Annotated in this window: 25 protein-coding genes; 13 read left to right on the forward strand and 12 right to left on the reverse strand. The window is 69.0% G+C overall.

The features are described from left to right. Positions 1-35: 35 nt before the first annotated feature. On the forward strand, positions 36-1028 hold the full coding sequence (locus U742_RS0114835) for a hypothetical protein (RefSeq protein ID WP_156034228.1): 993 nt from the start codon (positions 36-38) through the stop codon (positions 1026-1028). Positions 1029-1037: 9 nt separating this feature from the next. Here the strand turns inward: U742_RS0114835 and U742_RS0114840 are convergent, their stop codons facing one another. The 11 genes from U742_RS0114840 to U742_RS0114890 form a co-directional block, all read right to left on the reverse strand. Further along, complete coding sequence (locus U742_RS0114840; RefSeq protein WP_029354359.1) at positions 1038-2567, reverse strand: UxaA family hydrolase; 1530 nt, start codon at positions 2565-2567, stop codon at positions 1038-1040. A 23-nt stretch (positions 2568-2590) separates the two neighbouring features. Continuing rightward, complete coding sequence (locus U742_RS0114845) at positions 2591-3283, reverse strand: GntR family transcriptional regulator (protein WP_029354361.1); 693 nt, start codon at positions 3281-3283, stop codon at positions 2591-2593. Positions 3284-3414: 131 nt separating this feature from the next. After that, positions 3415-5094, reverse strand: coding sequence for an amidohydrolase (locus U742_RS0114850; protein ID WP_029354363.1), 1680 nt, complete (start codon positions 5092-5094; stop codon positions 3415-3417). Between the two features lie 5 nt (positions 5095-5099). Next, a complete protein-coding gene (locus U742_RS0114855) occupies positions 5100-5936 on the reverse strand; it encodes an ABC transporter permease (RefSeq protein ID WP_156034229.1) in 837 nt (278 codons plus the stop codon). Positions 5937-5938: 2 nt separating this feature from the next. Next, positions 5939-6688 (reverse strand): ABC transporter ATP-binding protein, encoded by a 750-nt coding sequence (locus U742_RS0114860; protein ID WP_029354367.1) that lies wholly within the window; start codon positions 6686-6688, stop codon positions 5939-5941. A 2-nt stretch (positions 6689-6690) separates the two neighbouring features. Further along, complete coding sequence (locus U742_RS0114865; protein WP_156034230.1) at positions 6691-7722, reverse strand: ABC transporter substrate-binding protein; 1032 nt, start codon at positions 7720-7722, stop codon at positions 6691-6693. Between the two features lie 40 nt (positions 7723-7762). Then, entirely contained in the window at positions 7763-9169 is a 1407-nt protein-coding gene (locus tag U742_RS0114870) for an FAD/NAD(P)-binding protein (RefSeq protein WP_029354371.1), read from the reverse strand. Beyond that, complete coding sequence (locus tag U742_RS0114875; protein WP_051661195.1) at positions 9166-10053, reverse strand: ABC transporter permease; 888 nt, start codon at positions 10051-10053, stop codon at positions 9166-9168. Before U742_RS0114875 ends, U742_RS0114870 begins: the two co-directional genes overlap by 4 nt. A 2-nt stretch (positions 10054-10055) precedes the next feature. Further along, positions 10056-10841, reverse strand: coding sequence for an ABC transporter ATP-binding protein (locus U742_RS0114880; protein WP_029354376.1), 786 nt, complete (start codon positions 10839-10841; stop codon positions 10056-10058). A gap of 50 nt (positions 10842-10891) precedes the next feature. After that, on the reverse strand, positions 10892-11899 hold the full coding sequence (locus U742_RS0114885; RefSeq protein ID WP_029354379.1) for an ABC transporter substrate-binding protein: 1008 nt from the start codon (positions 11897-11899) through the stop codon (positions 10892-10894). Between the two features lie 191 nt (positions 11900-12090). Then, positions 12091-12744, reverse strand: coding sequence for a GntR family transcriptional regulator (locus tag U742_RS0114890; RefSeq protein ID WP_029354380.1), 654 nt, complete (start codon positions 12742-12744; stop codon positions 12091-12093). A gap of 256 nt (positions 12745-13000) precedes the next feature. Here U742_RS0114890 and U742_RS0114895 point away from each other — a divergent pair, with 256 nt between their 5' ends. Genes U742_RS0114895 through U742_RS0114950 form a run of 12 tightly spaced genes read left to right on the forward strand, consistent with a single transcriptional unit; the run spans position 13001 to position 25017 of the window. Continuing rightward, positions 13001-13783: an SDR family oxidoreductase gene (locus tag U742_RS0114895; RefSeq protein ID WP_029354382.1), complete on the forward strand. Its 783-nt coding sequence runs from the start codon at positions 13001-13003 to the stop codon at positions 13781-13783. A 14-nt stretch (positions 13784-13797) separates the two neighbouring features. Continuing rightward, the gene (locus tag U742_RS0114900) at positions 13798-14931 is read left to right on the forward strand and encodes a pyridoxal phosphate-dependent aminotransferase (RefSeq protein ID WP_029354384.1); all 1134 of its coding nucleotides are present in this window, start codon (positions 13798-13800) and stop codon (positions 14929-14931) included. An 11-nt stretch (positions 14932-14942) separates the two neighbouring features. Beyond that, positions 14943-15824, forward strand: a complete 882-nt coding sequence (locus tag U742_RS0114905; RefSeq protein WP_029354387.1) for an alpha/beta fold hydrolase — start codon at positions 14943-14945, stop codon at positions 15822-15824. Between the two features lie 4 nt (positions 15825-15828). Beyond that, positions 15829-17112 carry a hydantoinase/carbamoylase family amidase gene (locus U742_RS0114910; protein WP_248310375.1) on the forward strand — a complete coding sequence of 428 codons (1284 nt, stop codon included), beginning with the start codon at positions 15829-15831 and terminating at the stop codon, positions 17110-17112. Next, entirely contained in the window at positions 17109-18614 is a 1506-nt protein-coding gene (locus U742_RS0114915; RefSeq protein WP_029354389.1) for an aldehyde dehydrogenase family protein, read from the forward strand. The genes U742_RS0114910 and U742_RS0114915 overlap by 4 nt, the downstream gene beginning before the upstream one ends. After that, positions 18611-19405, forward strand: a complete 795-nt coding sequence (locus U742_RS0114920) for an ABC transporter ATP-binding protein (RefSeq protein WP_038361602.1) — start codon at positions 18611-18613, stop codon at positions 19403-19405. Before U742_RS0114915 ends, U742_RS0114920 begins: the two co-directional genes overlap by 4 nt. Next, on the forward strand, positions 19389-20198 hold the full coding sequence (locus tag U742_RS0114925; RefSeq protein WP_081853012.1) for an ABC transporter permease: 810 nt from the start codon (positions 19389-19391) through the stop codon (positions 20196-20198). The genes U742_RS0114920 and U742_RS0114925 overlap by 17 nt, the downstream gene beginning before the upstream one ends. A gap of 24 nt (positions 20199-20222) precedes the next feature. Next, complete coding sequence (locus tag U742_RS0114930) at positions 20223-21227, forward strand: ABC transporter substrate-binding protein (protein ID WP_081853013.1); 1005 nt, start codon at positions 20223-20225, stop codon at positions 21225-21227. Between the two features lie 10 nt (positions 21228-21237). After that, positions 21238-22176 carry an ABC transporter substrate-binding protein gene (locus U742_RS0114935; RefSeq protein WP_029354393.1) on the forward strand — a complete coding sequence of 313 codons (939 nt, stop codon included), beginning with the start codon at positions 21238-21240 and terminating at the stop codon, positions 22174-22176. Then, positions 22173-23324, forward strand: coding sequence for an NAD(P)/FAD-dependent oxidoreductase (locus tag U742_RS0114940; protein ID WP_197028265.1), 1152 nt, complete (start codon positions 22173-22175; stop codon positions 23322-23324). Before U742_RS0114935 ends, U742_RS0114940 begins: the two co-directional genes overlap by 4 nt. Continuing rightward, positions 23321-23590, forward strand: a complete 270-nt coding sequence (locus U742_RS22105; protein WP_038361605.1) for a 2Fe-2S iron-sulfur cluster-binding protein — start codon at positions 23321-23323, stop codon at positions 23588-23590. Before U742_RS0114940 ends, U742_RS22105 begins: the two co-directional genes overlap by 4 nt. After that, entirely contained in the window at positions 23587-25017 is a 1431-nt protein-coding gene (locus U742_RS0114950; RefSeq protein ID WP_081853015.1) for an FAD/NAD(P)-dependent oxidoreductase, read from the forward strand. Before U742_RS22105 ends, U742_RS0114950 begins: the two co-directional genes overlap by 4 nt. 71 nt (positions 25018-25088) lie before the next feature. Here the strand turns inward: U742_RS0114950 and U742_RS0114955 are convergent. Then, a partial coding sequence (locus U742_RS0114955) for a malonate--CoA ligase (RefSeq protein ID WP_029354399.1) occupies positions 25089-26490 on the reverse strand: 1402 nt, incomplete at its 5' end.

A 26490-nucleotide genomic window follows, 5' to 3' on the forward strand; every position in this document is an offset into this window, starting at 1 on the left:
GGCATGATGCCTCCCCTCGCCCGATGTGGCCGGCCATGAGCACGCGCGACCATCTGCAACGCTTCGCCATCGCCTTGCCCGCGCGGCGCCCGACGGTGCTGTTCGAGGGCAGCGGCGCCGAGATTGCACGTGGCTATCCGGCACTGGACGAGACTCTGCGCGCGCATGCCGGTTATCGGCTGGTCATCGCCGTGCCGGCCGATGAACTCGCGGCCACCCGCCGGCGCTATCCGCATGAGATCGTGCTTCTGGCGCCTGCGCCGGTGTTGGGGGCGCTCTGGCGCTGGCGGCTCGGCGTCGTGGACGTCATCACCCCTGAGACGCCCGATGCGGCGGCACGGCTCGCCGCCCTTCCGCCGCTCGCCTCCGCAACCGGACGGCATGGCCTCAGCGAGCGTGTCGTCGCGCTGGCGGCGGGACAGCCCATCGCCTCGATCCCGGAGCTGAAGCACCGCCTCGGGGCGCCACGCGCCATTCTGTGCCTCGGCAACGGGCCGTCCTCGGAAGACCCGCACCTGCATGACTATGCTTCCGGCGCGGCGCTGTTTCGGGTGAACTGGAACTGGCGCGGGCGCGGCTTTCTCGAAGCACCCGATGTCGTCTTCACCGTCGATCCCGACCCGCCGGGTCGCGGCTGCCCTCCGGTCCTGCTGTTTCCGAGCACGGAGATCGGCGTGCCGATCCTGCGCCGGCATCTGCTGCGCGGGTACCGGCCCCGCGCGGGATACGGCTTCCTCGACCGCTTCCAGCCGCCGCCGGCGGAGCTCTCGGGCCGGCATATCCCGACCAATGGCGCGCTGATGGTGGCGCTCGCCGCCGCGCTGGCGCCGGAGCGGCTGGTCATCGCCGGCATCGACCTCTATCGCCACCCTGAAGGTCGCTATCCGGGCGACACCGAGGCGGTCGACGGCTATTCCCGCGAGCACCGGGCCGAACTCGACCTCGCCGTCATCGGCGCGGCTCTCGACGCCTATCGCGGCGAGGTGGTCATCCTCAGCGACAATCTGAAAGACGCGCTCGGCCGCTGACGGAGCGGCCTAAAGCCAGGCGTTCACGTGCCAGGGCGCGAACTCGTCCTCGCCATAGCCGAGCAGTTCGCTCTTGGTCGGAGCGCCGGAGGCGGTCGCCAGCATGGCGCGGAAGATCGCCTCGCCCATCTCGTCGATCGTCGCCGCGCCGTCGAGGATCGCGCCGCAATTGATGTCCATGTCCTCCGCCATGCGACGATACATGGCGGTGTTAGTGGCGAGCTTGAGCGAGGGCGCCGGGCGGCAGCCGAAGCAGGAGCCGCGCCCCGTGGTGAAGCAGATCAAGTTCGCTCCGCCGGCCACCTGCCCCGTCGCCGAGATCGGATCGAAGCCGGGCGAATCCATGAAGACCAGCCCGCGCCGCGTCACCGGCGCGGCGTAGCCGATCACTTCCGTGAGGTTGGTGCTGCCGCCCTTGGCGACGGCGCCCAGCGACTTCTCAAGAATGGTGGTCAGGCCGCCCGCCTTGTTGCCGGGCGAGGGATTGTTGTCGAGCCCCTGCGGCTCGTCCTTGGTGTGCTCCTCCCACCAGTCGAGCAGGCCGATCAGCCGCTCGCCGGTCTCGCGGTCGCGGGCGCGTTCCAGTAGCAGGTTCTCGGCGCCGTAGATCTCCGGCGTCTCGGAGAGGATGGCGGTGCCCCCGCACGCCACCAGCCGGTCGGCGGCGGCCCCCAGCGCCGGATTGGCCGAGATGCCGGAAAAGCTGTCCGAACCGCCGCATTGCAGGCCGACGACCAGCTCGCTCGCCGGGATCGGCTCGCGCCGCGCTTCGGCCGCCAGCGCAAGCAGTTCCTCCACCGCGCGGATGCCGGCGGCGATGCTCGAGCGCGTACCGCCCTCCTCCTGCATGATCAGCGTGCGCAGGCGCGGACCGGTCTCCAGCCTCTCGTCCCGCAGCAGCCCCTCGATCTGGTTGTCCTCGCAGCCGAGCCCGACCAGCAGCACGCCGGCGAAATTCGGATGGCGCGCATAGCCGCCGAGCGCCCGGCGCAGCATGTCCATCGACCGCCCGCCCTCGGCGATGCTGCAGCCGGACTTGTGGGTGAGCGCGACGACGCCGTCGACACCCGGATAGGGCGCCAGGCGTGCGGGGTCGCGGAAATGGTCCGCGATCATGCGCGCCACCAGCGCCGAGCAGTTCACCGAGGTCAGGACGCCAACATAGTTGCGGGTTCCCGCGCGCCCATCCGGTCGCCGGAAGCCCTGAAAGGTCGGGACGTCAGCCGGCGCGAGACAGGGCGCGTTGCTGAGCCGCGTGCCGATGGCGCGCGTCGCCATGGAGCTCTCGAAGCCGAGATTGTGGACATGCACATGCGCGCCGGCGGGAATGTCGCGCGTGGCGACCCCGATCGGCTGGCCCAGCCGATGGACGACGGCGCCGGCCGGCAACGCCGCCAGCGCCACCTTGTGTCCGAACGGGATCGGCTCGCCCGCCTCTCCGCCGACCGGCATGAGCGCTTCGCCCGATGCGAGGTCGCGCAGCGCGATGCCCACCTCGTCGCCGGGGTTGAGACGCAGGACATTGGCGGCGCCGGACATCGGATGCTCCTTGCGTCGGCCCGTCAGCCCGCCGCCGCCTCGGTCGCCTCGCCCTGGCGCAGAAGCCGGGTCAGGAGCTTCACCTCCGCCTCGTTGTGGCTGCGGGCCAGCCGCTCGGCGGTCTCGGCGTCGCGGGCGATCACGGCGTCGACGAGGGCCGCATGCTCGGCGATGAGTTCGTCATAGTTCTTGGGCAGGAAGCCCGACTGCACCATGTGGAACCGCACCTGCTGCATGATGAAGCGATGCTGCTCGGCGAGGCGCCGATGACGGGCGAGCGCGATGATCGCGGCGTGCAGATCGAAATCGATGTCGGTGGCATCCTGGAAGCGCTCCTCGCGGATGGCGCGCAGCAGATCGGCGACGATACTGCGCAGGCGCGCGCCGTCGGCCTCCGTGATGTTCGCCACGGCGAGGCGGGCGCCGAGCTCCTCCAGCACGCCGCGCAGCGTATAGATTTCCCAGGCATCGGCGACCGAGGCGCCGGAGACCTCCCAGCGGGTGAAGGCGACCTGCTGCACCAGCCCCTCACCGGCGAGCTGGGCGAGAGCGGAGCGCACCGTACCGCGGCTGACCTCCAGCTCCTCGGAGAGCTGGGTCTCCAGCAGGCGCGCGCCAGCCGGCAGCACGCCGTCGAGGATATGGGCACGAATCTGGTCGGCGGCACGGCGGTCGAGCAGCCGCTTCTCGGACTTCAGGCTGGTCAGCTTGGTCATGAATCGCCTCGCGCTCCGAAACGGAGCGACGTCTCTGACATAATCCCCGGCTCGCTGCGGCGCAACCGGAATTGCTGACAATCAATAATCGCCTTGCGCCGTGTAGTGGCGGCACATTTCGTCCGGGCCGTTCACCCCTCGATCACGGCATCGTGGACGACCTGGCCGTCGACCAGCGTCATCAGGCATTTCAGGTCGCGCACCTCGTCCACCGGCGTCGTCAGCAGATCGCGCGATAGCACGGCGACATCCGCGGCGAAGCCCGGCGCCAGCGGCCCCTTCCATGTCTCGTCGAAGGTGAGCTGCGCCCCCGCCACGGTGAAGAGGCGGAGCGCGGTCGTCATGTCGAGCGACTGGTCGGGGCCGATCTGCCTGCCGGTGCGCCGCTCGCGGCGGGCCATGGTCACCCACAGGGTGAAGAAGGGATCGTAGGGAATGTTGTCGGTGGCAATGGCGACCGGCAATCCCATCTCGATCATGTGGCGGTGAGGCACGACGAGGTCGCCGCCATCCGGCTCGTCGAGATAGGCGTGGCCGCCTTTCCAGAGAAAATAGGTCGGGATCGTCGTGACGATTACGCCGAGTGCCTTCAGCGCGCGCAGGTCCGCCAACCGCGCCCGCGCCACGTGCTGGATCACCCAGCGGCGCCCAATCAGCGGATATTTCTCGTTTATCTCGGCAAGCACCGGCACGATCTCGTGGAGCTGGTCCGACACGATGGTGTTCAGCCTGAGATCGTGTTCGGCGGCGAGGAAGCAGACCTCACGGAACTCGTCGGACGTGTAGGCCTGCTCGACGAAGCCGGACCATCCGGTGTTGGGAAGATCGGCGCGCGCGAGCTCGGCAACGATGGGATCACCGCCATAGGCGATGTGGACCCCGGAAATGCGCAGCCACGGATCGCCGAGCCCTTTGCCTCGGGCATAGGACAGCCAGTCCCGCATTATCCGCCGGGCCTCAGAAACGCCGGACCACGACGGACTTACGCACAGGCCCGTGCGCATGGTGAGGCCGCCCTCCTCCCACAGCCGGCGATAGACCGCGATGGTCTCCGGCGCCGAGCCATGGCCCTCATAGACACTGGTGGTGCCGCAGGCGTGATACAGCGCAATGGACCGCCTGAGCCCTTCCAGACGCTCGGAAAAGCCGAAGCGCGGCACGGCCTTGAGCATGTCGAACTCGACCGTCGGGCGCCCATTGTGCTCGACGATGGCGCCGGTCGGTTCGCCCGCATCGTCGCAGATGAAGTCCAGCCCGCGGCAGCGCGGGCAACTGTTCCGGGTCAGGCCATTCAATGCGATCGCATGGGTGTTCAGTGCCGTGTGGCCGGGCGGGACGCCCCAATTGCCGAACACGCCGGGGATGTAAACCGGGTTGCGCGGCGCGGCGCGGTCGAGCTCCTCGCGGGTTGGCATGCGCCCCTCAGCGAGGTTCGCCACCGCATCGAAATAATGCGGCGGCTCGCCGACCGGCATGGTGACGATCCAGTCCCCCGGCGCGGCCTGCGCCGCTGCCGCCGAAATGCGGTCGAGGATCTCCGCGACCGACCCCGCTCCGGCGAGCGACAGGCGCTGATGCTTCAGCCCCTCGCGCTCCATATGCGCGTGGGTGTCGTTGAAGCCCGGCATCGCGAAGCGGCCATCGAGGTCGACGAGCTGCGTATCCGGCCCGGCCCAGGCCTCGACGACCTCGCGACCGCCGGTCGCGACGATCCGGCCGCCGCGGATAGCGATGGCCTGCACATGCGGGCGCGCGGCGTCGAAGGTAAGGATCGCGCCATTGTGCAGGATCAGATCGGCAGGGATAGCCATGGCGCTCAGTTCACGTACCAAGGGAAGAGCCGCCGCGTGAGCATCACGAACAGGCGGTCGAAGATGAAGCCGAGCGCGCCGAGCAGCATCAGCCCGATGAACATGATGTCGACCCGGAAGAGCTGATGGCCCATCGACATCATGTAGGCGACGCCGGAGGTCGCGCCGGAGAGCTCGGCGGCGACCAGGACGATCAGCGAGATCGCCATGGCCTGCCGCAATCCGGCGAGGATCAGCGGCAATGCCGCCGGCAGCACCACGAGGAACATGGTGGCAATGCGCCCGGCACCGAGGCAGGCGGCCGAGCGCAGATAGACGATGTGCACGTCGCGCACGCCGATGAAGGTGGATATCCAAATCGGGAAGAAGGCGCCGGTGGCGACCAGTGACACCTTCGCGCCCTCGCCGATGCCGAACCAGAGCACCGAGAGCGGCACCAGCGCGATGACCGGCACGGAGCGGAACCCGTGCAGCAGGGGCTCGGTCAGATATTCGGCGATGCGCGAACGGGCGGTGAAGACGCCGGCCGCGATGCCGAGCACGGTGGCGATCAGGAAGCCGGTTCCGGCGCGCCGCAGGCTGGCGAGGATATTGGTCGGAATCTCGCCCGACGTGACCATCGGCCAGAACGTGGCGAAGACGACCGAGGGCGTAGGAAACAGCACCTTGTTGATGCCGGGAAACAGCAGCGGCACGCTCTCCCAGAGCAGCAGGAAGACGGCGACGCCGCACAGGTTCAGCCCGGCGCGCAGCAGGATCAGCCGGCGGCGAGCGCTTCTGCGCGCATCGAGGAAGGCGGTCTCCATCTGGAGCCGGTGCGCGTTCTGGATGTCATCCGCCATCGTCACTCTCCGAGCGCCAGGCCGATATCGGCATAGAGCCTAGCGAACTCCGCGGAGGAGCGCTGGCGCGGATAGGGCAGATCGACGATGACAGATCGCTTCACGCTGCCCGGGTGCGGGCGCATGACCACGACGCGCTGGGCCAGGAAGGCAGCTTCGTCCACATTGTGGGTCACGAACACCACCGAAACGCCGGTCTGCTGCCAGAGGCGCACCAGATCGTCCTGAAGCGTCGCACGGGTGATGGCATCCACCGCCGCGAAGGGCTCGTCCATCAAGAGCACGCGCGGCTCGTTGACGAGGGCGCGGGCCACGGCGACGCGCTGACGCATGCCGCCCGAAAGCTCGTGCGGATAGCGGTCGATCGCGCGTTCGAGGCCGACCCGCGCCAGCGCCTCGCGGGCGCGCTCGCGCCGCTCGGCCTTGGCCATGCCACGCATACGCAGGCCGAACTCGACGTTCTGCCGCGCCGTCATCCAGCCGAACAGCGCGTATTCCTGGAAGACCACGCCGCGGTCCGGCCCCGGATCGCCCACCGGCGCGCCGGCAAAGCGCACGCTGCCCTCCGACGGCTTCATGAAGCCGGCGATGAGATGGAGCAGCGTGGTCTTGCCGCAGCCGGACGGCCCGATCAGGCAGACGAACTCGCCGGCCTCGATGTTCATCGAGACCTGCCACAGCGCCCAGTTCGCAAGCCCTTCGCGCGTCTCGAAGATCTGCGAGACGCCCTCGACCTCGATGAGACTGGCCACGGTCAGATCGTGACCCGGTCGGGCTTGGCTGCCTTCACCGGCCCTTCATAGATCAGGCCGCGCAGCAGGGCGCGCAGATCGCCTTCCGGGCGCTTGGCGAGACCGGCCGCGATCGCCCATTCCGCCTGCGCGACGAGATCGTCGAGGAAGCGCTGGTCGAAGCCGATCTTGAACTCGAAGACGCTGGTCGCCTCCGCGATCTCGCCGGCCGGCGCGCGCACACGTTCGGCGATCAGCTTCGGCCAGTCCTTGTCGGAGGCGATGCGCTCCTCGGCACCGAGCAGCGACTTCACCGCTGCATTGAGCAGGTCCGGCTTCTCCTTGATCACCTTCTCGGAGGTGAGCAGGAGCTGGTGGCTCTGGAAATACTTGCCCAGCCCCTCCTGGGTCATGATCAGCACGCCGTCGTTCGACTGCTTCTGGGCGACGATCGCCGCTTGCCCGGTCCAGGCGAAGCCGTCGACATCGCCGCGCACCGTCGCCACCGTCATATCGTTGGGCGAGAGGTCGACCACCGTCACGTCCTTGATGGTGAGGCCGGCCATCTCGAGATATTTGGCCAGCATGTACTGGCCGCTGGTGCCGACCCGCGTGGCGATCTTCTTGCCCTTCAGGCTCGCCGGCACGTTGGGGTCGATGCCGCTGGTCTTGCTGACAACGATCTTCATGTCGCGCGAATAGCGGCTGTAATTGACCAGGACGATCGGCTTCAGGCCCTGCAGCGCCGCGAAGATGAAGGGAGTATCGGTAGAGGTGGAGAAAAACGCCGAACCGGCGAGCAGCGCCTGCATCGACTCGCGGCCGGTGGGGAAGTCGACGACGTTCAGATTGACGCCGTTCTGCTTCCAGGTGCCCAGCGCCTCGGCGACGAAGGTCAGCGCCCAGGTGTAGCCGGTGCTGCCATAGGCGAGGGTCGCGTCGATCCCGGCGGCGCGTGCGCCACCCCACGGATACATTGATGCGAGGGTTCCCGCCGCTCCGAGCTGAAGGAGAGCGCGGCGGCTGAGCGACGGGAACGCGGGCAGTTCGGACATGGGTCCCTCCATCTCGATTATCCAGTTTAATGGTAGATTACTACGTCGACGGAGCCGACGCGGCAAACGAGCCAAGGGTTGCGGCGATCTCCTTCGCCACTACCGTGCATTGGTTTCGGCCATTGGGCGCCGGCGTCACTTCCCAGAAGCGGCCACGGGTCGGCGGGCCGACGAGGTAGAGGCCGGCCTGGGGCTGACCGCTTGCGTCGGCGAGGCGATGCCGAAGATCGCAGTCGAGCCCGAGGCCGAACGGGCCGGGCCGGGCAAGGCCGGTCTCCAGCAGGTCTCCCACCAGCCCTGCGCGATTGCGGGCAAGGTTCTCGTCGGGACCGGTGCAGTTGAGGACCCAGTCGGCGTCGAGCGTCTCCAGCGCGATACCCGATGCTCCGTTGCGCTGGACAAGGAGCGCATAGGCTTCCGACACCTGCTCGCCGGCGCGCACGCGCCCGGTCATCACCTCGATCCGCCCTTCGGCGCGCAGCCGCTCCAGAAAGTCGGCCACGTCCGGCGCGAGCCGGTGGCGGTGGACGAACCACAGCGAGCGCAGGTGGCGCAGGAAGCGCCCCTTCTCGACATCCGACAGCCCTTGCCAGATTTCGGCAGCTCTCACGCGGAAACTGTCGACCACGGCCTGCCAGGGAATGCCCTGCCCGGCACGCCGCGCGACGGCCGCGCGCAGCCCCGCGAGCATGCCGCGCGCGGTGTCGAGCGGCACGTCGTCGACGGGATCGCAGTCACTCGCCGGCACATCGACCAACGGCAGCCGCCCCTGGCGCGAGACCAAGCGGATGCGGCGCGCCTTGCCGCGATGGACGAGATCGAGCACCGCGTCCACGGCGGTCGCGCCGGTGCCGACGACGATGACGTCGTCGTCCGGGCCGATCGAATCGAGCGCCCCCGGCCTCCATATGTCGGCGATCAGCCGGGGAGCCGGCATCAGCCCCCGGATCTGGGCCGGCGGCGGATTGCCGAGGCACAGCACGACCGTCGCCGCCTCGATCGCTCGCCCCGAAGCGGTGCGCACGACATGGTTCCCGGACTGGCGCTCCACCGCCAGCGCGGCGTCGCGGAGCAGGGTCAGCCGCCCGGTGGCGTGCACGGCATCGAGCTGTGCGCAGAGATAGTCGCCATAGAGGCGGCGCGGCACGAAGCCGTCGCTATAGTCCGGGCCGATATGATGCCCGGTCTGCGCAAGCCAGCTCGCAAAGCCGGAGGGGTCGTCCTCGCTGCGGCCGCCCATCTTGTCGGCGGGAACGTTCAGGCGGTGCCAGTCGGCCGTTGCGGAGTAGGCGACGCCTCGACCGAACTGCCCGTCCCGGTCGATCAGCACGATCTCGCGGATGGCAGGGAGCTCCGCCAGATACACGCTCATCCATGTGCCGTTGGAGCCGCCGCCGATGACGACCGCGCGACCCGCCGCGCCGTTTCCTTCAGCTTCGGCGCTCATCCGTTGCGCTCCGACCGGTACCAGGGGAAGACCCTCTGCAGCAGGGCCGCGAAGGCGGCATCCGCGAGGAAGCCGAGGGCGCCGAGCGCAAGCAGCCCGACAAACATCATGTCGATGCGGAAGACGAGGTGCGAGAAGGAGATGAGGTAGCCGAGCCCGCTGCTGGCGCCGACCAGTTCGGCGGCCACGACGATCACGAAGGCCACCGCCGTCGCATGGCGCAGCCCGGCGAAGACGAAGGGCAGCGCCGCTGGCAGCACGACGCGGAACATGATGTTCAGCGGGCTTGCGCCGAGGCTGAGCGCCGACTGCACGTAAAGCTTCGGCACGTCGCGCACGCCGATGAAGGTGCTGATCCACACCGGGAAGAAGGTGCCCCACGAGATCAACGCGACCTTCGGGGTCTCGCCAAGGCCGAACCAGACGATGGCGAGGGGCACGAAGGCGATGGCGGGGATCGAGCGCAGCCCGTGCAGTACCGGGTCGGACAGGCTCTGTGCCATGGCCAGCCGGCCGGTGAGGAGGCCGACCAGTATGCCGGCAGTCGAGCCGATCACGAAGCCGGCGGCGACCCGCTTCAGGCTCGACCAGGCGTGGGCGGCGAGCGAGCCGTCCGTCATCATGCCGACCAGGGTCATCACCACCCCGGACGGTGGGGGGAACATCTGGGTGTTCACGCCCGGCACCAGGCGGGGAAGCGCCTCCCACACCGCCAGGAAGATCAGCACGCCGACGAGGTTCAGCAGCAGCCCGCGGCGCAACCGGCGGCGGCGGCCGGCGGCGATGTCCCGCCGGAAGCGGTTCTCGATCTCGAGCTTCTCGTCCTCGGTGAGCGCGGCGTCGGCCGCGGCGGGGATCGGTGGAGCTGTCAGCCGGGCCTCCATCGTCACGACCCCTGCCGGAGGAAGGCCTCGTTGACCTCCGCATAGAGCGCGCCGAACGCGCCCTCGCCGCGATCACGCGGGCGGGGAAGCGGGTTCTCGACGATGCGCTGGATGCGGCCGGGGCGCGAGGCCATGACGACGATGCGGTCGCCGAGGAACACCGCCTCCTCGATGTTGTGGGTGATGAAGAAGACCGTGAGACCGATTTCCTGCCAGATCCGCAGCAGCTCGGTCTGGAGCGTCACGCGCGTCAGCGCGTCGACCGCCGCGAACGGCTCGTCCATCAGCAGGATGCGCGGGTGGTTCACCAATGCGCGGGCTACCGCGACGCGCTGGCGCATGCCGCCGGACAGCTCGAAGGGATAGCGGTCGGCGGCGCCGAGCAGCCCGACCATGTCGAGGCTGGCGCGGGCACGCTCGCGCCGCTCGGCTTTGGCGACGCCACGCATCTGCAGGCCGAACTCGACGTTGCGCTGCGCCGTCAGCCAGGGGAACAAGGCGTATTCCTGGAACACCACCCCCTGGTCCGGCCCGGGACCGGCGATCGGACGTCCGTCGAACAGCACGCTACCGCGCGTTGGCGCCGTGAAGCCGGCGATCATGTTGAGCAGGGTGGTCTTGCCACAGCCGCTTGGCCCAATGGCGCAGAGAAACTCACCGGGCCGGATATCCAGCGAGACATTGAGCAGCGCCCAGCTCGGCTCGCCGTCCGTCGAGGCGTAGAGTTTCGAGACGCCCTCGACGACGACGCTTCCCGCTGCCGTCGTGACGGGGGTTCCGGCCGGCACGGCATCTGCCGTGCGGCCAGCGCGAGGGTTCAAGACACCCGGCACCATCGTCAGAGCGTGACGCGATCCGGCCGCAGCTTGCGCATCGCATCGGGGTAGATGAGGCCGGCGAACAGCGCGCGGAGATCGCCGCTGTAGGGCTGCGCTATCTTCTGCGCGATCGCCCACTCGGCCTCGGCCACCATGACATCGACGATGTTGGAGCTGAGCCGCACATCGATGTCGATCAGGTCGATGCCCTTCTGCGTGTCCTCCTCGGAGGTCGCGGTGCGGGCCGCCACGATGCTGCGGGCCTTGGCCGGGTTCTCCTTGATGAAGGCTTCAGCATCGAACAGCGTCTTCACCGCCGCCTCGACGAGCTGCGGCGATTTCTCGACGGTGTCCTGATTGGCGACGAAGATCAGGTGCGAGCGCCAGATCTTCTCGATGCCCTCGCGGTCGAGAATGACGATGTCGTCACCGGCCTGCCGCTGGGCGGCGACGGCGGACAGCCAGTCCCATGCGAAGGCCGCGACGTCGCCCTTCACGACGCTCGCCACCATCTCGGGACCGGCCATGTTCACGACCTCGACGTCGGCCAGCGTCATGCCGTGCAGCTTCAGCCACTGGTTCAAGAAGAAATGGCCGCTCGAGCCGATGCGCGTCGCAACCTTCTTACCCTTGAGATCGGCGGGCTTGGTCACGCCGGCCTTCTTGCTGGCGGCCACCAGCATCTCCTTCGCCGAGCGGCTGAAGTCGGCAACGATGCGCGGCTTTAGCCCGCGCATGGCGGCGAGCAGGGTCGGGCTCTGGGTGGTGGTGCAGAACTGGGCGCTGCCGCTCAGCACCGCGTCGAGCGCAAGGCGCCCGGCGGTGAACTTGGCGACGCTGACGTCGAGCCCGTTCGGCGCCCACAGCTTGGCGCCATCGGCGACATAGACGACGGTCCAGCCATGCCCCTCGCTCTCGGCGACGGTGACGGCGGCCTGCGCCTGAGCGCCCTGGCCGGAAAGCGAAACGAGGGGCGCGGCAAGCCCGGTTCCGATGGCGCCCTGAACGAATGTGCGTCTCGTCAGCATAAAAGGCTCCTGTCGGCTCGCCAGTTGCTATGACGGTCCGGTAAAAATTCTAGCTGCCCGGCCGGAAATTCGCTTCCACACTGGCATGCTGTTCTTTTATTTTTGTATGCCAGATCTATAGCATCGCCCTACCGCAGGGTCAAACCCGGTTTCTTCGGTGTGCATGCCCAATTTTGCGGCAGCAGGGCAGGTCAAGCCGGCTTGGCGAGCTGCAGGAAATGCAGAAAATCCGTCAGGTCTTCGCCGAGCAGAGAGACGTGTCCTTGCATGCGCTGGCTCGCGGCCAGCGAATCGCCGGCGACGATTGCGTCGAGAATCGCCTGATGCTCGGGAATTGAGGACGACATCCGTCCGGGCCGGTAGGTGACGTAATGGCGATAGGGCGAGGTCTTCAGCGTCGCCGCCCGCAGGAGATCCTGCAGGACGCGGTTCTGGCTGATCTGGGCGATCGTATCGTGGAAATCGTTATTGGCGTTGAAGAAAGCCTGCACGTCCGAACGCCGCGCGGCATCGACGCAGCGCTCATGGGCCTCAACGAGGAGGCGATGGTGCTCCGGCAGCGCCCGCCGCGCCGCCTGCGCCGCCGCAAGCGCTTCGAGATTGGCCACCACGGTGAAGCCGTCGAGCAGTTCGGCCACCGACAGCTCGGCGACGATGGCACCGCTGCGCCCGCGCACGGTGACCAGCCCGCTCGCGACGAGCCGCTGGATGGCCTCGCGAATGGGCGTGCGGGAGACATCGAACTCCTCGGCGAGCTGCCGCTCATCCAGCCGGTCGCCGGGCTTGCGCGCCCCGCGCAATATGTCGTCCTCGAGCGCGCGGGCGATCTCCGCCCCCCTGGACACGAAAGTTGGGTGTGCCGCTTCGCGGTCTATGTATGCCAAGCTGCCGCCTCCCTCGTCCTTGCCGCCTTACCCAAGGGTCATGGCCCTTCTAGGCGAAATGTCGCGGTGTGACCAGACCACGGCGCGATTGACCGGGGGCGGTCAGGTGTGAAACGCTGGTATGCGTAACTTGATTTTTGGCATACCAAATCTGCATGAACGTGCCAAAGGCAATTTCGTTCTCCGCTTCCCACCACTGGAAAGTCCGGTTTCGCAAATGAAACTCGATCTCGAAGGCAAGAGCGTCCTCATCACCGGCGCGTCCAAGGGCATCGGCCTAGCCGCCGCGCTGGCTTTCGCGGCGGAAGGATGCCCGCTGCATCTCGCCGCCCGCTCGGCAGGCGAGCTCGAAGCCAATCGCGACCGCATTTTCAGGGAATTCGGCGTCGAGGTCTCCATCCACCCGGGCGATCTGTCCGACACCGCCGTTCTGGACGAGCTCGGACGGCGCTGCGCCGAGGTCGACATCCTCGTCAACAATGCCGGCGACATCCCGCCCGGTGATCTCGTTTCGGTGAGCGACGAGGCCTGGCGCAAAAGCTGGGACCTCAAGGTCCACGGCTACATCTATCTCACGCGGCTGCTCTATCCGCGCATGCAGGCGCGCGGCGCCGGCGTGATCATCAACGACATCGGCAATTCCGGTGAGAACTGGGATGCCAACTACATCGCCGGTGCCTCCGGCAACGCCAGTCTCATGGCGTTCACCCGTGCGCTGGGTGGCGTCAGCCTCGATCACGGCGTGCGGGTCGTCGGGGTGAACCCCGGCCCGGTCGCGACCGACCGCATGATCAAGCTGATGAAGCGCCGCGCGGTCGACTGGTACGGCGACGAGGGCCGCTGGGAGGAGCTGTTCGCGAAATATCCCGGCAAGCGCCCCGCCTCGGCGCAGGAAGTCGCCGACCTCATGGTGTTCCTGGCCTCGCCGCGGGCGGGCTACATAACCGGCACGATCGTCACCATCGACGGCGGCATCGCCTCGCGCCGCTCGATCATCTGAAAGCGGGGGCGGACATGTATCGGTTCGAGCGGCGCAACCAGCATTTCGACCGGCTCGTTGCCAATGCCGGCCTGCGCTGGATGGGGCAGAACACCAACCACTACCCGGCCCATCCGAAGGTCCGGGAAGCGATGGTCGCCTGCATCGAGCAGGACCAGTTCCATGCCTACGCGCCTCCGCTCGGGCTGGAGGAACTGCGGCAGGGGGTGATCGAGGATCTCGGCCTGCCGGATCAGGCGGCGCTGATCACCGATGGCGCCGTCTCCGGCCTCTATCACGTCTGCCGCACCCTGCTCGGCCCCGGCCAGAGCCTGGTGACCACCGATCCGACCTGGGCGTGGCCGATGGTGTTCGCGCGCGAGGCCGGCGCCGAGGTCGTGCAGATCCCGATCTACGGCGCCGAGCACGGCTACCGGCTGGCGCCGGAGCGGCTGCGCGCGATGGTGGATGAGCGCACCCGGCTCATCTACATCGTCGACCCGAACAACCCGCTCGGCACCTGCTGCACGGCCGAGGAGATCGCCGAGATCGCCGCCATCGCGAAGTCGATCGGCGCTTATCTCGTCCACGACTGCACCTATCGCGACTTCGCCTATGGCCATCATCTGGCCGCCCATCACTATCCCGAGCGCACCATCACGGTGTGGAGCTTCTCGAAGTGGCTCGGCTTTGCCGGGCTACGCATCGGGGCGCTGGTCGCCCATCCCGACGTTCTGGAGCGGCTTGCCGTCGCCCCGCCCAACAATCTCGGCTCCAGCATCCTCGCCCAGCGCGGCGCCATCGCCGGGCTGAAGGTGAAGCGCGAATGGTTCGGCGAGGTGCTCGCCGCCCAGCGCCGCAGCCAGCGGAAGGTGCGCGAGGCCGCCGAGGCGTTGCCGGGCTTCCATGTGCCGGTCTATCCCTCGAACGGCAACTTCCTGATCATCGAATGCGATGAGGCCGGCATCCGGCCCGAGGCGCTGGTGGCGGCGCTCGACCGCCGGAACATCCAGATCCGCCAGGGCAGCTACCACACCAAGGCGTTCGGCGACCGCTTCGTGAAGGTCAGCGTCACCGTGCCGGATGCCTGGGTCGACGAGTTCTGCGCTGCCCTGCCGGAGGCGGTCGAGGTGGCGCGCGGCATGAACGCCCCCGCCGAGCTGTTCTAGGAGACCCCGCCATGTCCCACATCACCACCAGCGACGGCGTCCGGCTCCATGTCGAGGAGGCGGGCAGCGGGATCCCGGTGATCTTCGTCCACGAATTCGGCGGCGACCACCGGAGCTGGGAGCCGCAGATGCGCTTCTTCGCCCGGCGCTATCGCTGCATCACCTTCGGCGCGCGGGGCTATCCGCCCTCCGACGTGCCGCCAGACATCGCCTCCTATTCGCAGGCACGCGCCGCGCGCGACATCGCCGACGTGCTCGGCGGGCTCGACATCGAGAAGGCGCATGTCGTCGGCCTGTCGATGGGCGGCTTCGCGGCGCTGCATTTCGGGCTCGACTTCGCCGAGCGTGCGCTCTCCGTCGTCGCCGCCGGCACCGGATACGGTGCCGAGATCGAGCACGAGGCCTATTTCCGCGACGTCTCCGAGACCGTCGCGCGCAGCTTCCTCGAACAGGGCAGCGAGGCCTTCTCGCACACCTATGCCGAGGGCGCCTCGCGGGTGCAGTTCCAGAACAAGGACCCGCGCGGCTGGGCGGAATTCCAACGCCATCTCGGCGAGCATTCCGCCGAGGGCGCGGCCAACACCATGCGCGGCGTGCAGGTGCAACGTCCTTCGCTCTATGCGCTGGAGGAGCGCTTCCGCGCCATGAACGTCCCCACCCTAGTGATCTCGGGGGACGAGGACGACCACTGCCTGCAGCCGGGAATTTTCCTCAAGCGCACCATCCCGGCCTGCGGGCTGATGGTGGTGCCGAAGACCGGCCACACGCTCAATCTGGAGGAGCCGGCGCTGTTCAACGCGGCGCTGGCGGAGTTCTTCGCCATGGTCGAGGCGGGCGCCTGGAAGCCACGCGATCCACGCGCCAACCCCGCCCAGATCATGCGGACCAGATAGGCTCATGGGCATGCCGGTTGGACGCATCGCCAGCTTCGTCGATCGGGAGCGCCTGTGGTCCCGCCACATGGCACTCGGGCGGATCGGCACGTTCGGCGAGACCGGCGTCAACCGGCCAGCGCTGTCGGCGCTCGACGGCGAGGCCCGCGCGCAGCTCGTCTCGTGGGGGCGGCGAATCAGCCTCTTGCCCTCCACCGATCCGATCGCCAACCTGTTCCTCGAACTGCCGGGCTCGCAGCCGGAGTTGGCGCCTGTCCTCATCGGCTCGCATCTCGACAGCCAGCCGACCGGCGGGCGGTTCGACGGCGTGTTCGGGGTGCTGGCAGCGCTGGAGACGCTGGAGGCCATGGTGGCGGCGGGATACAGGCCGCGCCGCTCCGTCGTGCTGGTCGCCTGGACCAATGAGGAAGGCTCCCGCTTCGCGCCGGGCATGATGGGCTCGGCCGCCTTCGCCGGCGCGCGTCCGCTCGAGCCGATCCTGGCGCTGCGCGATGCGGACGGCATCAGCGTCGCGGATGCTCTCGCCGGGCTGGCGGCGGGCGAGGCCGATCTGCCGCGCCGCCCGCTCGGATTCCGGCCGGCGGCCTATGTCGAACCGCATATCGAACAGGGGCCGGTGCTGGAGGCGGCGGGCCGGCCCGTCGGCATCGTCTCCGGCATACAGGGCAAGCGCACCTGGCGCGTCACCGTGCGCGGCGCCGAGGCACATGCCGGCACCGAACCACATGCCAGCCGGCGCGACGCCCTGATGGCGGCGGTGGAGATGATCGCGGCGCTGAAGCGCCACCTCGATGACCCCGCGGACATCGTGCGCTTCACCGTGGGGCGCCTCGACGTGACGCCCAACGCGCCCTCGGTCGTCCCCTCGCGCGTCGTGTTCTCGATCGACCTGCGCCATCCCGATGCCGGCACGCTGCTGCGCCTCGGCGACGGCGTGGCCGGCCTGTGCGTGAGCGCGGCGGGGCGCTGCGAGGTAGAGGTCGAGGCCCTGCTGCACGATCCGCCGCTGGAATTCGCGCCGGGCCTGCGCGCGCGGATGCGCGGCATCGCCGACGCACTGGAGCTTCCGTGGCAGGACATCGCCTCCGGCGCCGGCCACGACGCGCGGCATCTCGCGCTGCTCGGTCCGGCGGCGATGATCTTCGTGCCCTGCCGGAATGGCATCAGCCATAACGAGGCGGAATATGCTGCGCCGGAGCATCTTCATGCCGGCGCGCGGCTGCTGGCGGAGACAGCCGCGCGGCTGGCCGAGGCCGATGACGACGAGATCAGGGAGCTGGCGTCATGAGCGCTGTCGCTGCTGCAGACATCCCCGCCTATCGGCTGCACTATGGCGGCGGCTGGCAATCGCCCCACAGTGCCCGGACGATCGAGGTGCGCAGCCCGGCGAGCCGCGTGCTGCTCGCCAGCGTGCCGGACGCCGACGCGCAGGACGTGGAAGCGGCGGCGCAGGCGGCGCAGGCCGGCTTCGAGCGCTGGAGCCGCCTCGACGTCTTCGAGCGCGCGCGCCACATGCAGGCGCTCGCCGCGCTGGTCCGCCAGCGCGTACCGGCGCTGGCGGAGCTCGAATCCGCTGTCACCGGCCGGCCCGTGCGCGAGATGCGCGCCCAGATGGGCCGCATCCCGGAGTGGATCGAATATTTCGCCTCCATCGCTCTCGGCCTCGAAGGCGAGGCGAACCGCGTGAAGGGTGACATTGTCACCCTCACGCACCAGGAGCCCTATGGCGTCTGCGCGCTGCTGACGCCGTGGAACCACCCGATCCTCATTCTGGTGAAGAAGTTCGCGGCGGCGCTGGCGGCGGGCAATAGCTGCCTCGTCAAGCCGTCCGAGCTCGCCCCGGTCTCCACTCTCGTGTTCGCCGACTGGTGCCGGGAGGCCGGCCTTCCGGACGGCGTGATCAACGTGGTGACCGGCGGCGCCGAGACCGGCGCGGCGGTGTGCGCATCACCCGTCGTGCAGCGGATCGACCTGACCGGCGGCACGGCAACCGGCCGGCGCGTCGCCGCCGCCGCCGGGGCGCGCCTCGTGCCTTGCACGCTGGAACTCGGGGGCAAGGCGCCGATCCTCGTCTTCGAGGACGCGGATGTGGACGAGGCCGCGTCCGGCGCGGTGTTCGCAGCCTTCATCGCCTCCGGCCAGACCTGCGTGTCGGCAACGCGCTTCATCGTCGCCGCGCCGATCTATGAGCGCTTCCTCGACGCCTTCCGAGCGCGCGCCGCGAGCCTGAGGATCGGTGATCCAGCGGACGAGGCGACGGATGTCGGACCGGTCATCTCGCAGGCCTCGGCCAGCCGCTCGTTCGAGCATATCGAGGCGGCCCGCGCGGCCGGCGCGCGGCTCCTCTGCGGCGGCGATCCGCCGACGCTCACGGCTCCCTTCGACGAAGGCTTCTACGTGCCGCCGACGATCTTCGCCGATGTAACGCCGGACATGAGGTTGTTCCGCGAGGAGGTGTTCGGTCCCGTCGTCTGCGTCACCCCGTTCCGCGACGAGGCTGAGGCGCTGGCGCTCGCCAATGACAGCCCCTATGCGCTCGGCGCCGCCATCTGGACGCGCGATGTCGCGCGCGCCCATCGCGTCTCGGTGCAGGTCAAGGCCGGGGTGGTGTGGGTCAACGATCACCATAAGAACGATCCCCGCTCGGTCTGGGGCGGCTATGGCGAGAGCGGCTACGGCAAGGAGAACGGCTGGGATGCGCTGGTCAGCTACATGCGCAAGCGCAGCGTGGTGATCCGCACCGCGCCCGCCTTCGACGACTGGTTCGCCGGCGGAAGGCGCTACGGATGACGGCCACCTCACCCCTGCTGTCGTTCAGCGGCATCGACGTGGTGTTCCCCGGCGGCGGAACCGCTGCGGTGACGGCGCTGAAGAACATCAGCCTCGACATCAAGGCTGGCGAGTTCGTCTCGCTGATCGGACCTTCGGGCTGCGGGAAGAGCACGCTGCTGCGCGTCGCCGCCGACCTCATCGGCCCTTCCGCCGGGGTGGTGCGGATCGACGGGCGACCGCCCGACGAGATGCGGCGCCAGCGCGAGATCGGCTTCGTGTTCCAGGACGCCGCGCTGCTGGAATGGCGGCGTATCCTCGCCAATGTCGCCCTGCCGCTCGAACTCCAGGGCGTGGCCCGCGACGAGCGGCTGGCGCGGGCCCGCGCGCTGCTCGATCTCGTCGGCATCGCCGGCTTCGAGAATGCCTGGCCGCGCCAGCTCTCCGGTGGCATGCGCCAGCGCGCGGCGATCGCCCGCGCCATGTCGACCTCGCCGCGCGTGATGCTGATGGACGAGCCGTTCGGCGCGCTCGACCAGATTACTCGCGACCGGCTCAACCTCGAGCTTTCCCGCATCGCGGAGCGCGAGGCGATGACCGTGGTGTTCGTCACCCATTCGATCCAGGAGGCGGTCTTCCTCTCCGACCGGGTGGTGGTGATGACGCCGCGCCCCGGCCGGATCACCCGCGTCATCGACGTCGACCTGCCGCATCCGCGCCAGCTCGACATGCGTGGCACCGAACGCTTCATCGAGCTGTGCCAGCTCGGCGAGCGGCTGCTGTCGGAGGGCTTCGATGACAGCGCACACTGACGCCATGTCCGGCATGCGGATGGGGCTGGCCAATGCGCTCGCCGCGGCGATGCCCTGCCTGATCACCACGGTGATCGTGCTGGTCGCCTGGGAGGTCGCGGTCGAGGTGACCGGCGTGCCGGCCTACATCATCCCGGCGCCGAGCCGCATCTGGGCGGCGCTGATCTCCGGCAACGCCTCGCTCGGCTACCACACGGCGATCACCGCCTTCGAGGCGTTAGCGGGCTTCGTGATCGGCTCGGCCTTCGGCGCCCTACTCGGCATCGTGTTCGCCTATTCGCCATTGGTGGCGCGCAGCCTGATGCCCTACGTCATCGCCTCCAACACCATTCCCGTCGTCGCCATCGCGCCAATCATCATGCTGTGGTTCGGCTCGGGGATCGGCGCCAAGGTGGCGGTCACCGCCTTCCTGTCGTTCTTCCCGCTCGCCCTCAACATGATGAAGGGCCTGCAATCCTACGACCGGACGGTGATGGAGGTGTTCCACGTCGCCGCCGCCACGCCGTTGCAGCGCTTCTTCAAGATGCGCCTGCCGAGCGCCCTGCCCTACGTCTTCGTCGGGCTGAAGCTCAACGTCACCTTCAGCGTCATCGGCGCCATCGTCTCGGAGTTCGTGCAGTCCGACCGCGGGCTCGGCTTCGTGATCATGACCGCCTACCGCACCCTCAACATGCCCCGGCTGTGGGCGGCCATGCTGGCCTCCGCGCTGCTGGGCATCCTCCTCTTCGTGCTGGTCGCAGCGGCCGAGCGATGGCTGATCCCGTGGCACAGCTCGATGCGAGACAACTCATAAAAAGCCGACAGAGGACATAGGAACATGAGCAACTGGAAATATGCCTTGGCGGCGGCAGCCGTCATGTTGACCCCCGCGCTCGCCGCGGCCGACGACACCATGCGCCTCGAATGGGTGATGCAGGGCCAGTTCGCCGGCCCGATCGTCGCCCTCGAGAAGGGCTACTACAAGGAGGCCGGCATCGACCTGAAGCTGCTGCCGGCCGGGCCGGACCTGAAGCCGGCGGTGACGGTGGCGCAGGGCACCGACACCTTCGGCATCGGGCACCCGAACCAGGTGATCACCGGCCGCGCCAACGGCGCGCCGCTGGTCACCGTGCTGCAGCTAGGCCAGAAGAGCGCGACCACCTACATCGCCCGCAAGGACACCGGCATCAAGAAGGTCGAGGACATGCCCGGCCATTCGGTCGGCCTCTGGTTCGGCGGCGACGAGCAGGAATTCATGGCGATGCTGCGCGCCGCCAAGGTCGACCCGTCGAAGGTCAACATCATCTCGCAGGGCTTCGACATCGTCGGCTGGCTGAGCAAGCAGTACGAGGTGATGCAGGTGACCCGCTACAATGAGCTGCAGCTCGTCTATGGCGAGGGCTACAAGCCGGAGGACCTCGTCTTCCTCAATCCCGAGGACTACGGCGTCGCTTTCGTGAACACCGGCATCTTCGCTACCGAGGACACCATCAAGAAGAACCCCACCAAGGTGCAGGCCATGGTCGACGCCACGCTGCGCGGCTGGCAGGAGGCCCTCGCCGATCCCGAGGCCGCCGCCAAGATCGTGGTGAAGTACAATAACGAGCTGACCGTCCCCTCGCAGGTCGCGCAGATCAAGGCGATGGGCGAGATCTTCTGCGCTGGCCCGACGCTGAGCGGCGAGTTCGGCATGACCGATCCCGCCGCGTGGGAACGGGTCCAGAAGGTGCTCATCGACGCCAAGCTGATCGAGCAGCCGATCAAGCTCTCGGAAGGCTACACCAACGCCTTCTGGGAGAAGGCGCCGGCCCAGTACAAGAAGATCGCCTGCCCGGCGAAGTGAGGACGCGACGATGCCGCGCGAGATCCGTCTCCGGCTGCTCTGGCATCCGCAGGCCCAGTTCATCGGCTATCTCCTCGCCGAGCATCGGGGCCTGGCGCGGCGGCGCGGCATCGCGCTGACCTGCGAGCCGATCGACTTCCGACAGGGCGGCATGTCCGCCCTGTTGAGCGGAGCCTGCGATCTGGCGATCGCCAGCCCCGCCCATCTGGTGGAGAGCGAGGCGCCGGAGCGCCTGGCCTTCCTCATGGCGGTGCAGCAGGCGAGCCCGCTGGTCTATCCGGTGCGCAAGAGCGCCGGCATCGTGACGCCCGCCGATCTCGCCGGCCGCCGGGCGGCCGTCTGGCCGGGCGGCGAGGATCTGGAATTCCGCTGGATGCTGCGCAAGGCCGGTATCGACCCCGCGACGGTGGCGCGGCTGCCCACCGCCGACACGGTCGAGGCGCTGGTCTCGGGCGCGGCCGACTGCGCGCAGATGACCGTCTATCACGAGCTCCACGAGATGGAGCATCGCGGCCTTCCGCTCTCCGAGGTCGAGCTGTTCCGGCCGGCGGATTACGATGCGGCGCTGCTGAAGGACGGCCTCATCGCGCGGCGCGACTGGATCGGCCGCGAGGACGCCCTGCTGCAGGACCTCATCGAGCTTTTCCTTGAAGGCTGGCAGATGGCCTTCGCCGACCCCGAACTCGCTGTCGCTGTGTGCCGCGAGGTACGCCCCGACATGAGCGAGCATCACCACCGCGTGCAGCTCGGCCATATGAGGGAGCTGGCTGCGAGCGGCCACGCGCTCGCCGAAGGCTTCGCCGTGCCGCATGCGTCCTATGTGCAGCGAGCGCTCGACGCGATGCACGACGTCGATGGCCATGCCCCCACGCTCGCGGCCGAAGAGATAGCGGAGCGCCGCTACTGGGCCGCGGCGCCCGCCGAACTCAAGGCGATGGCGTGGGCGTGAGCGCGCATATCGTCGTGGTCGGCGCCGGGATCGTCGGCGCGGCGACGGCGCTCGCGCTCGCCGAGCGCGGCTTCGCTGTCACCCTGCTCGACCGCGCGGCGCCCGGCTCGGCGGTGTCGGGAGCCAGCCTCGCCTGCCTCGGCACGCACCAGAATTCCGAGGTCGAGCTGCCGCAGCTCATCTGGGCCACACGTCGCTGGGCGGAATGGGACCAGCGCTTTACCGGTGCCTTCCACTATCGCCGCTGCGGGCAGATCCGCTTCATCGACCACGCGGCGGATATCTCGACGGCCGAGCACTGGATCGCGCTCGAACGCGCCGCCGGACTGTCGGCGCAGCTTCTGAACCTCGACGAAGTCCGGCGCATCGAGCCGGCACTCACCGGGCCGATCCTGGCGGCGAGCTGGTCGCCGGACGACGCGCTGGTCAATCCCTTCCTGTCGGTCCGCACGCTGCTGCGGGCGGCCGTCGAGGCCGGCGCGCGCTTCCTCGGGCATCAGCCCGCGCAGCGGATCGACTGTCAGGGTGACAGGGTCACGGGCGTGACGACCCCGGACGGCCGCATCGATGCGAACACGGTGGTGGTGACCGGCGGCCCCTGGACCGCCGGGCTCCTCGCACCGATGGGGATCGAGCTGCCGATCGTGCCCCGCAAGGCACAATGCCTCGCCACCGTCGCCCAGCCGCCGACCATACGGGGCGTCGTCGGCGCCTCGAAATCCGAGCAGGGCGGCGTGCATGGCGGCTACACGCAGATCCAGCAATCCGAGGCCGGCCAGATCCTGTTCAACACGGTGCTCGCCGGCGGGGAGTCCGCGCCGGGATCGCCGGACAGGGTTCCGCAGGTCGACCTTCCCTTCGTCGTCGACTCGGCGACCACGCTGATGCGACTGTTCCCCGGCCTTCGCCATGTCGACTTGCTGCGCTCATGGGTGCGCTACGAGGCGGTGACGCCGGATGATCGCTTCATCATCGGCCCGGTCGGCCCCACGGGGCTCTATGTCGGCGCCGGCGACAACGGCACCGGCTTCCTGCGCGCGCCGGTGATCGCCGAGATCATCGCCTCGGCCATCGCCGGGACGCGCTGCGCCGTCGATCCCTCGCCCTACGACCCCGCCCGCTTCGCACCGAAGGTGGCGCTGCAATGACCGCCCCCACCGGCGAGGTGTTCGACATCATGCTCGACGGCAAGCCGGTCCGCGTGAGGGCCGGTGCCAATCTCGGTGCCACCTTGCACACGCTGATGCAGGGGCATCTGCGCGACACCGCGTCGGGCCAGCCGCGCGGACTGTTCTGCGGCATGGGCGTGTGCTTCGACTGCGTGGTGCTGATCGACGGCGTGCCGGCGCGGGCCTGCCTCACCACCGTCGCGCCCGACATGAACGTCGTGAGATCGGCGGGGCGAAGCTCATGACCACGGTGTCTGCCGAGCGGATCACGTGTGACGTGTGCGTCGTTGGCGGCGGGCCTGCCGGCCTGTCGGCCGCGCTGGCCGCGCGGCGGGCGGGAGCCTCCGTCGAGCTGCTCGACCTGTTCGAACGGCCGGGCGGGCAATATTTCATGCAGCCGGCGCACCCGCCGACGGGCGCCGCTGCCCGCCAGGTCGCGGAAGGGCGCGCGCTGATCGAACACGTGCTGGCGAGCGGTGTGTTGATCCGCTCCGGCGTCGAGGTGTTCGGCGCCTATGACGAACCGCTCATCCTCGCCCGGCGCGGCGATGCGGCCCTCGTAGTGAAGCCGCGCGCGGTGGTGCTTGCGACCGGCGCGCATGACCGGCCGGCGCCCTTTCCGGGATGGACGCTGCCCGGCGTCATGACGCCGGGCGCGGCGCAGCGCCTCGTCAAGCTGCACGGCACCCGCCCGGGCAGCCGCGTGGTGCTGGCGGGATGCGGGCCGTTCCTACTGGTGGTCGCTGCACAACTCCGCGCCGCCGGCTGCGATGTCGTCCGCGTCGTCGAGACGAGCCCGTCGCCGCTGGCCCTCGCCGCCGCGCTGGCGCGCTTTCCGCGCCACTGGCCGGAGGCGGCGCGGATCATGCTGGCGGTCGTCCCTCTCCTGCCCCGCTTCCGTTTCGGCCGGATCGTCACCAGAGCCGCCGGCGAGACGCATGTCACCGGCGCCATCATCGCCCGCATCGGGAGGGATGGACGCGTTCTCACCGAGGGCGCGGAGGAGCTCGACGGCATCGACGCCCTGCTGGTCGGATACGGCTTCCGGCCCTCCGTCGAGCTCGCCACCATGCTCGGCTGCGCGCTCGCCCATGACTGGGACGCGGGCGGAGCCTATGTGGTCGCGGACAGGGTGAGCGGCGCCACCAGCGTGCCCGGCATCTTCGCCGCCGGCGAGATCACCGGCATCGCCGGCGCGCGCCCGGCGCTGGCGGCGGGCGAATGCGCCGGCATCGCCGCCGCCGGCTTCGCGGGCAAGGCCACACCATCACCGGATGGCGGACGCCTGAAGCAGGCAATGGATTTCGCCCTGGCGCTGCGGCGGGCATTCCGCCCGCCCTACGGGACGCTCGGACGCCTGCCGCAGGACGATACGTTGCTGTGCCGCTGCGAGGAGGTGCGCGCGAGCGAGGTGAGAGCGGCGCTCGACGAGGGCGCCGGCGATGCCCATGGCGTCAAGATGTGGACCCGCGCCGGCATGGGCCCCTGCCAGGGACGCATCTGCGGTTTCGGGATTTCCGTCTATGCAGGCTGCGCCGGCTCGGCCGACCCGGCTGTCTTCGGCGCGAATGCCGCCCGCCTCCCCGCCCGGCCGGTGCCGGTCGATGTGCTGGCGGCGGCGGTCGGCATGGCGACGAGGGAAGAGGGCGCGCAGATCATTCCGACGGGTTAGGCCCGCCTCAGATTCGACAGACGGGAGCATGTTTCCGTCGCAAGAGTCTCTCCACTTTCGCGGAACATGCTCTACGCCCCATACATCCCTTTATACTGTTCGCGCAGGATGTTCTTCTGCACCTTGCCCATGGTGTTGCGCGGCAGGTCGTCGACGAAGATGACGCGCTTGGGCAGCTTGTAGCGGGCGAGCCGCCCCTCCAGCGCGCCGATCACCGCCTTCTCGTCCAGCCCCGCGTCGGAGCGGGCGACCACCACCGCCGTCACGCCCTCGCCGAAATCGGCGTGCGGCAGGCCGATCACCGCGCTCTCGACGACGCCGTCCAGCGCGTCGATCTCGCTCTCGATCTCCTTCGGATAGACGTTGTAGCCGCCGGTGATCACGAGATCCTTGCCGCGCCCGACGATGTGCACATAGCCGCGCTCGTCGATCAGCCCGAGGTCGCCGGTGACGAACCAGCCGTCGCGGAACTCGCTCGCGGTCTTCTCCGGCATGCGCCAGTAGCCCTTGAAGACGTTCGGTCCCTTCACCTCGATCATGCCGATGGCGCCGGCGATCAGCTCACGCCCGTTCTCGGGGTCGGCGACGCGCACGCTCACCTCCGGCAGCGGAAAGCCGACCGTGCCGGCGCGGCGTTCGCCCTCATAGGGGTTGGAGGTGATCATGCCGGTCTCGGTCATGCCGTAGCGCTCGAGGATGGCGTGGCCGGTCTTCGCCTTCCATTCGCGGTGGGTTTCGGCGAGCAGCGGCGCCGAGCCGGCGATGAAGAGCCGCATATGGGCGCAGGCCTCGGGCGTGAGCCCCGGCGACTTCAGGAGACGCGTGTAGAAGGTCGGCACGCCCATCAGTACGGTCGCGCGCGCCAGCAGCGTCAGGATCAGCTCGGGATCGAACTTCGGCAGGAAGACCATCGACGCGCCGGCCACCAGCGTGACGTTGATGGCAACGAACAGGCCGTGCGTGTGGAAGATCGGCAGGGCATGGATCAGCACGTCATCGGGCGAGAAGCGCCAGATGTCGGCGAGCGCCTGCGCATTGGAGGCGAGATTGCCGTGGGTGAGCATGGCGCCCTTGGAGCGGCCGGTGGTGCCCGAGGTGTAGAGCAGCGCGGCGAGGTCGTCCGACCCGCGCGGGACATCCGCGAACGTCTCCGCCGCCGCATCGGCCGCCTTCGCCAGCGAGCCGCGGCCCTCGCCGTCGAGGGTGAGCAGATGGCGCACACCCGCCTCGCGCGCCACCGGCGCGAGCGTTCCCGCCTGCGCCGGATCGCAGGCGAACAGGACGGGCTCGGCGTCGCCGAGGAAATAGCCGATCTCGGCCGGCGTATAGGCGGTGTTGAGCGGCAGGAACACCGCGCCTGCGCGCACCGTGCCGAGATAGGCGAACACTGCCTCGAGGCTCTTCTCCACCTGCAGCGCCACCCGGTCCCCCGGCTTCACGCCGAGCGCCACGAGGGCATTGGCATATTGCGCG

This window comes from Allobosea sp. 117 (genome assembly GCF_000702305.1).
In the GTDB taxonomy this organism is placed as follows: domain Bacteria; phylum Pseudomonadota; class Alphaproteobacteria; order Rhizobiales; family Xanthobacteraceae; genus Ancylobacter.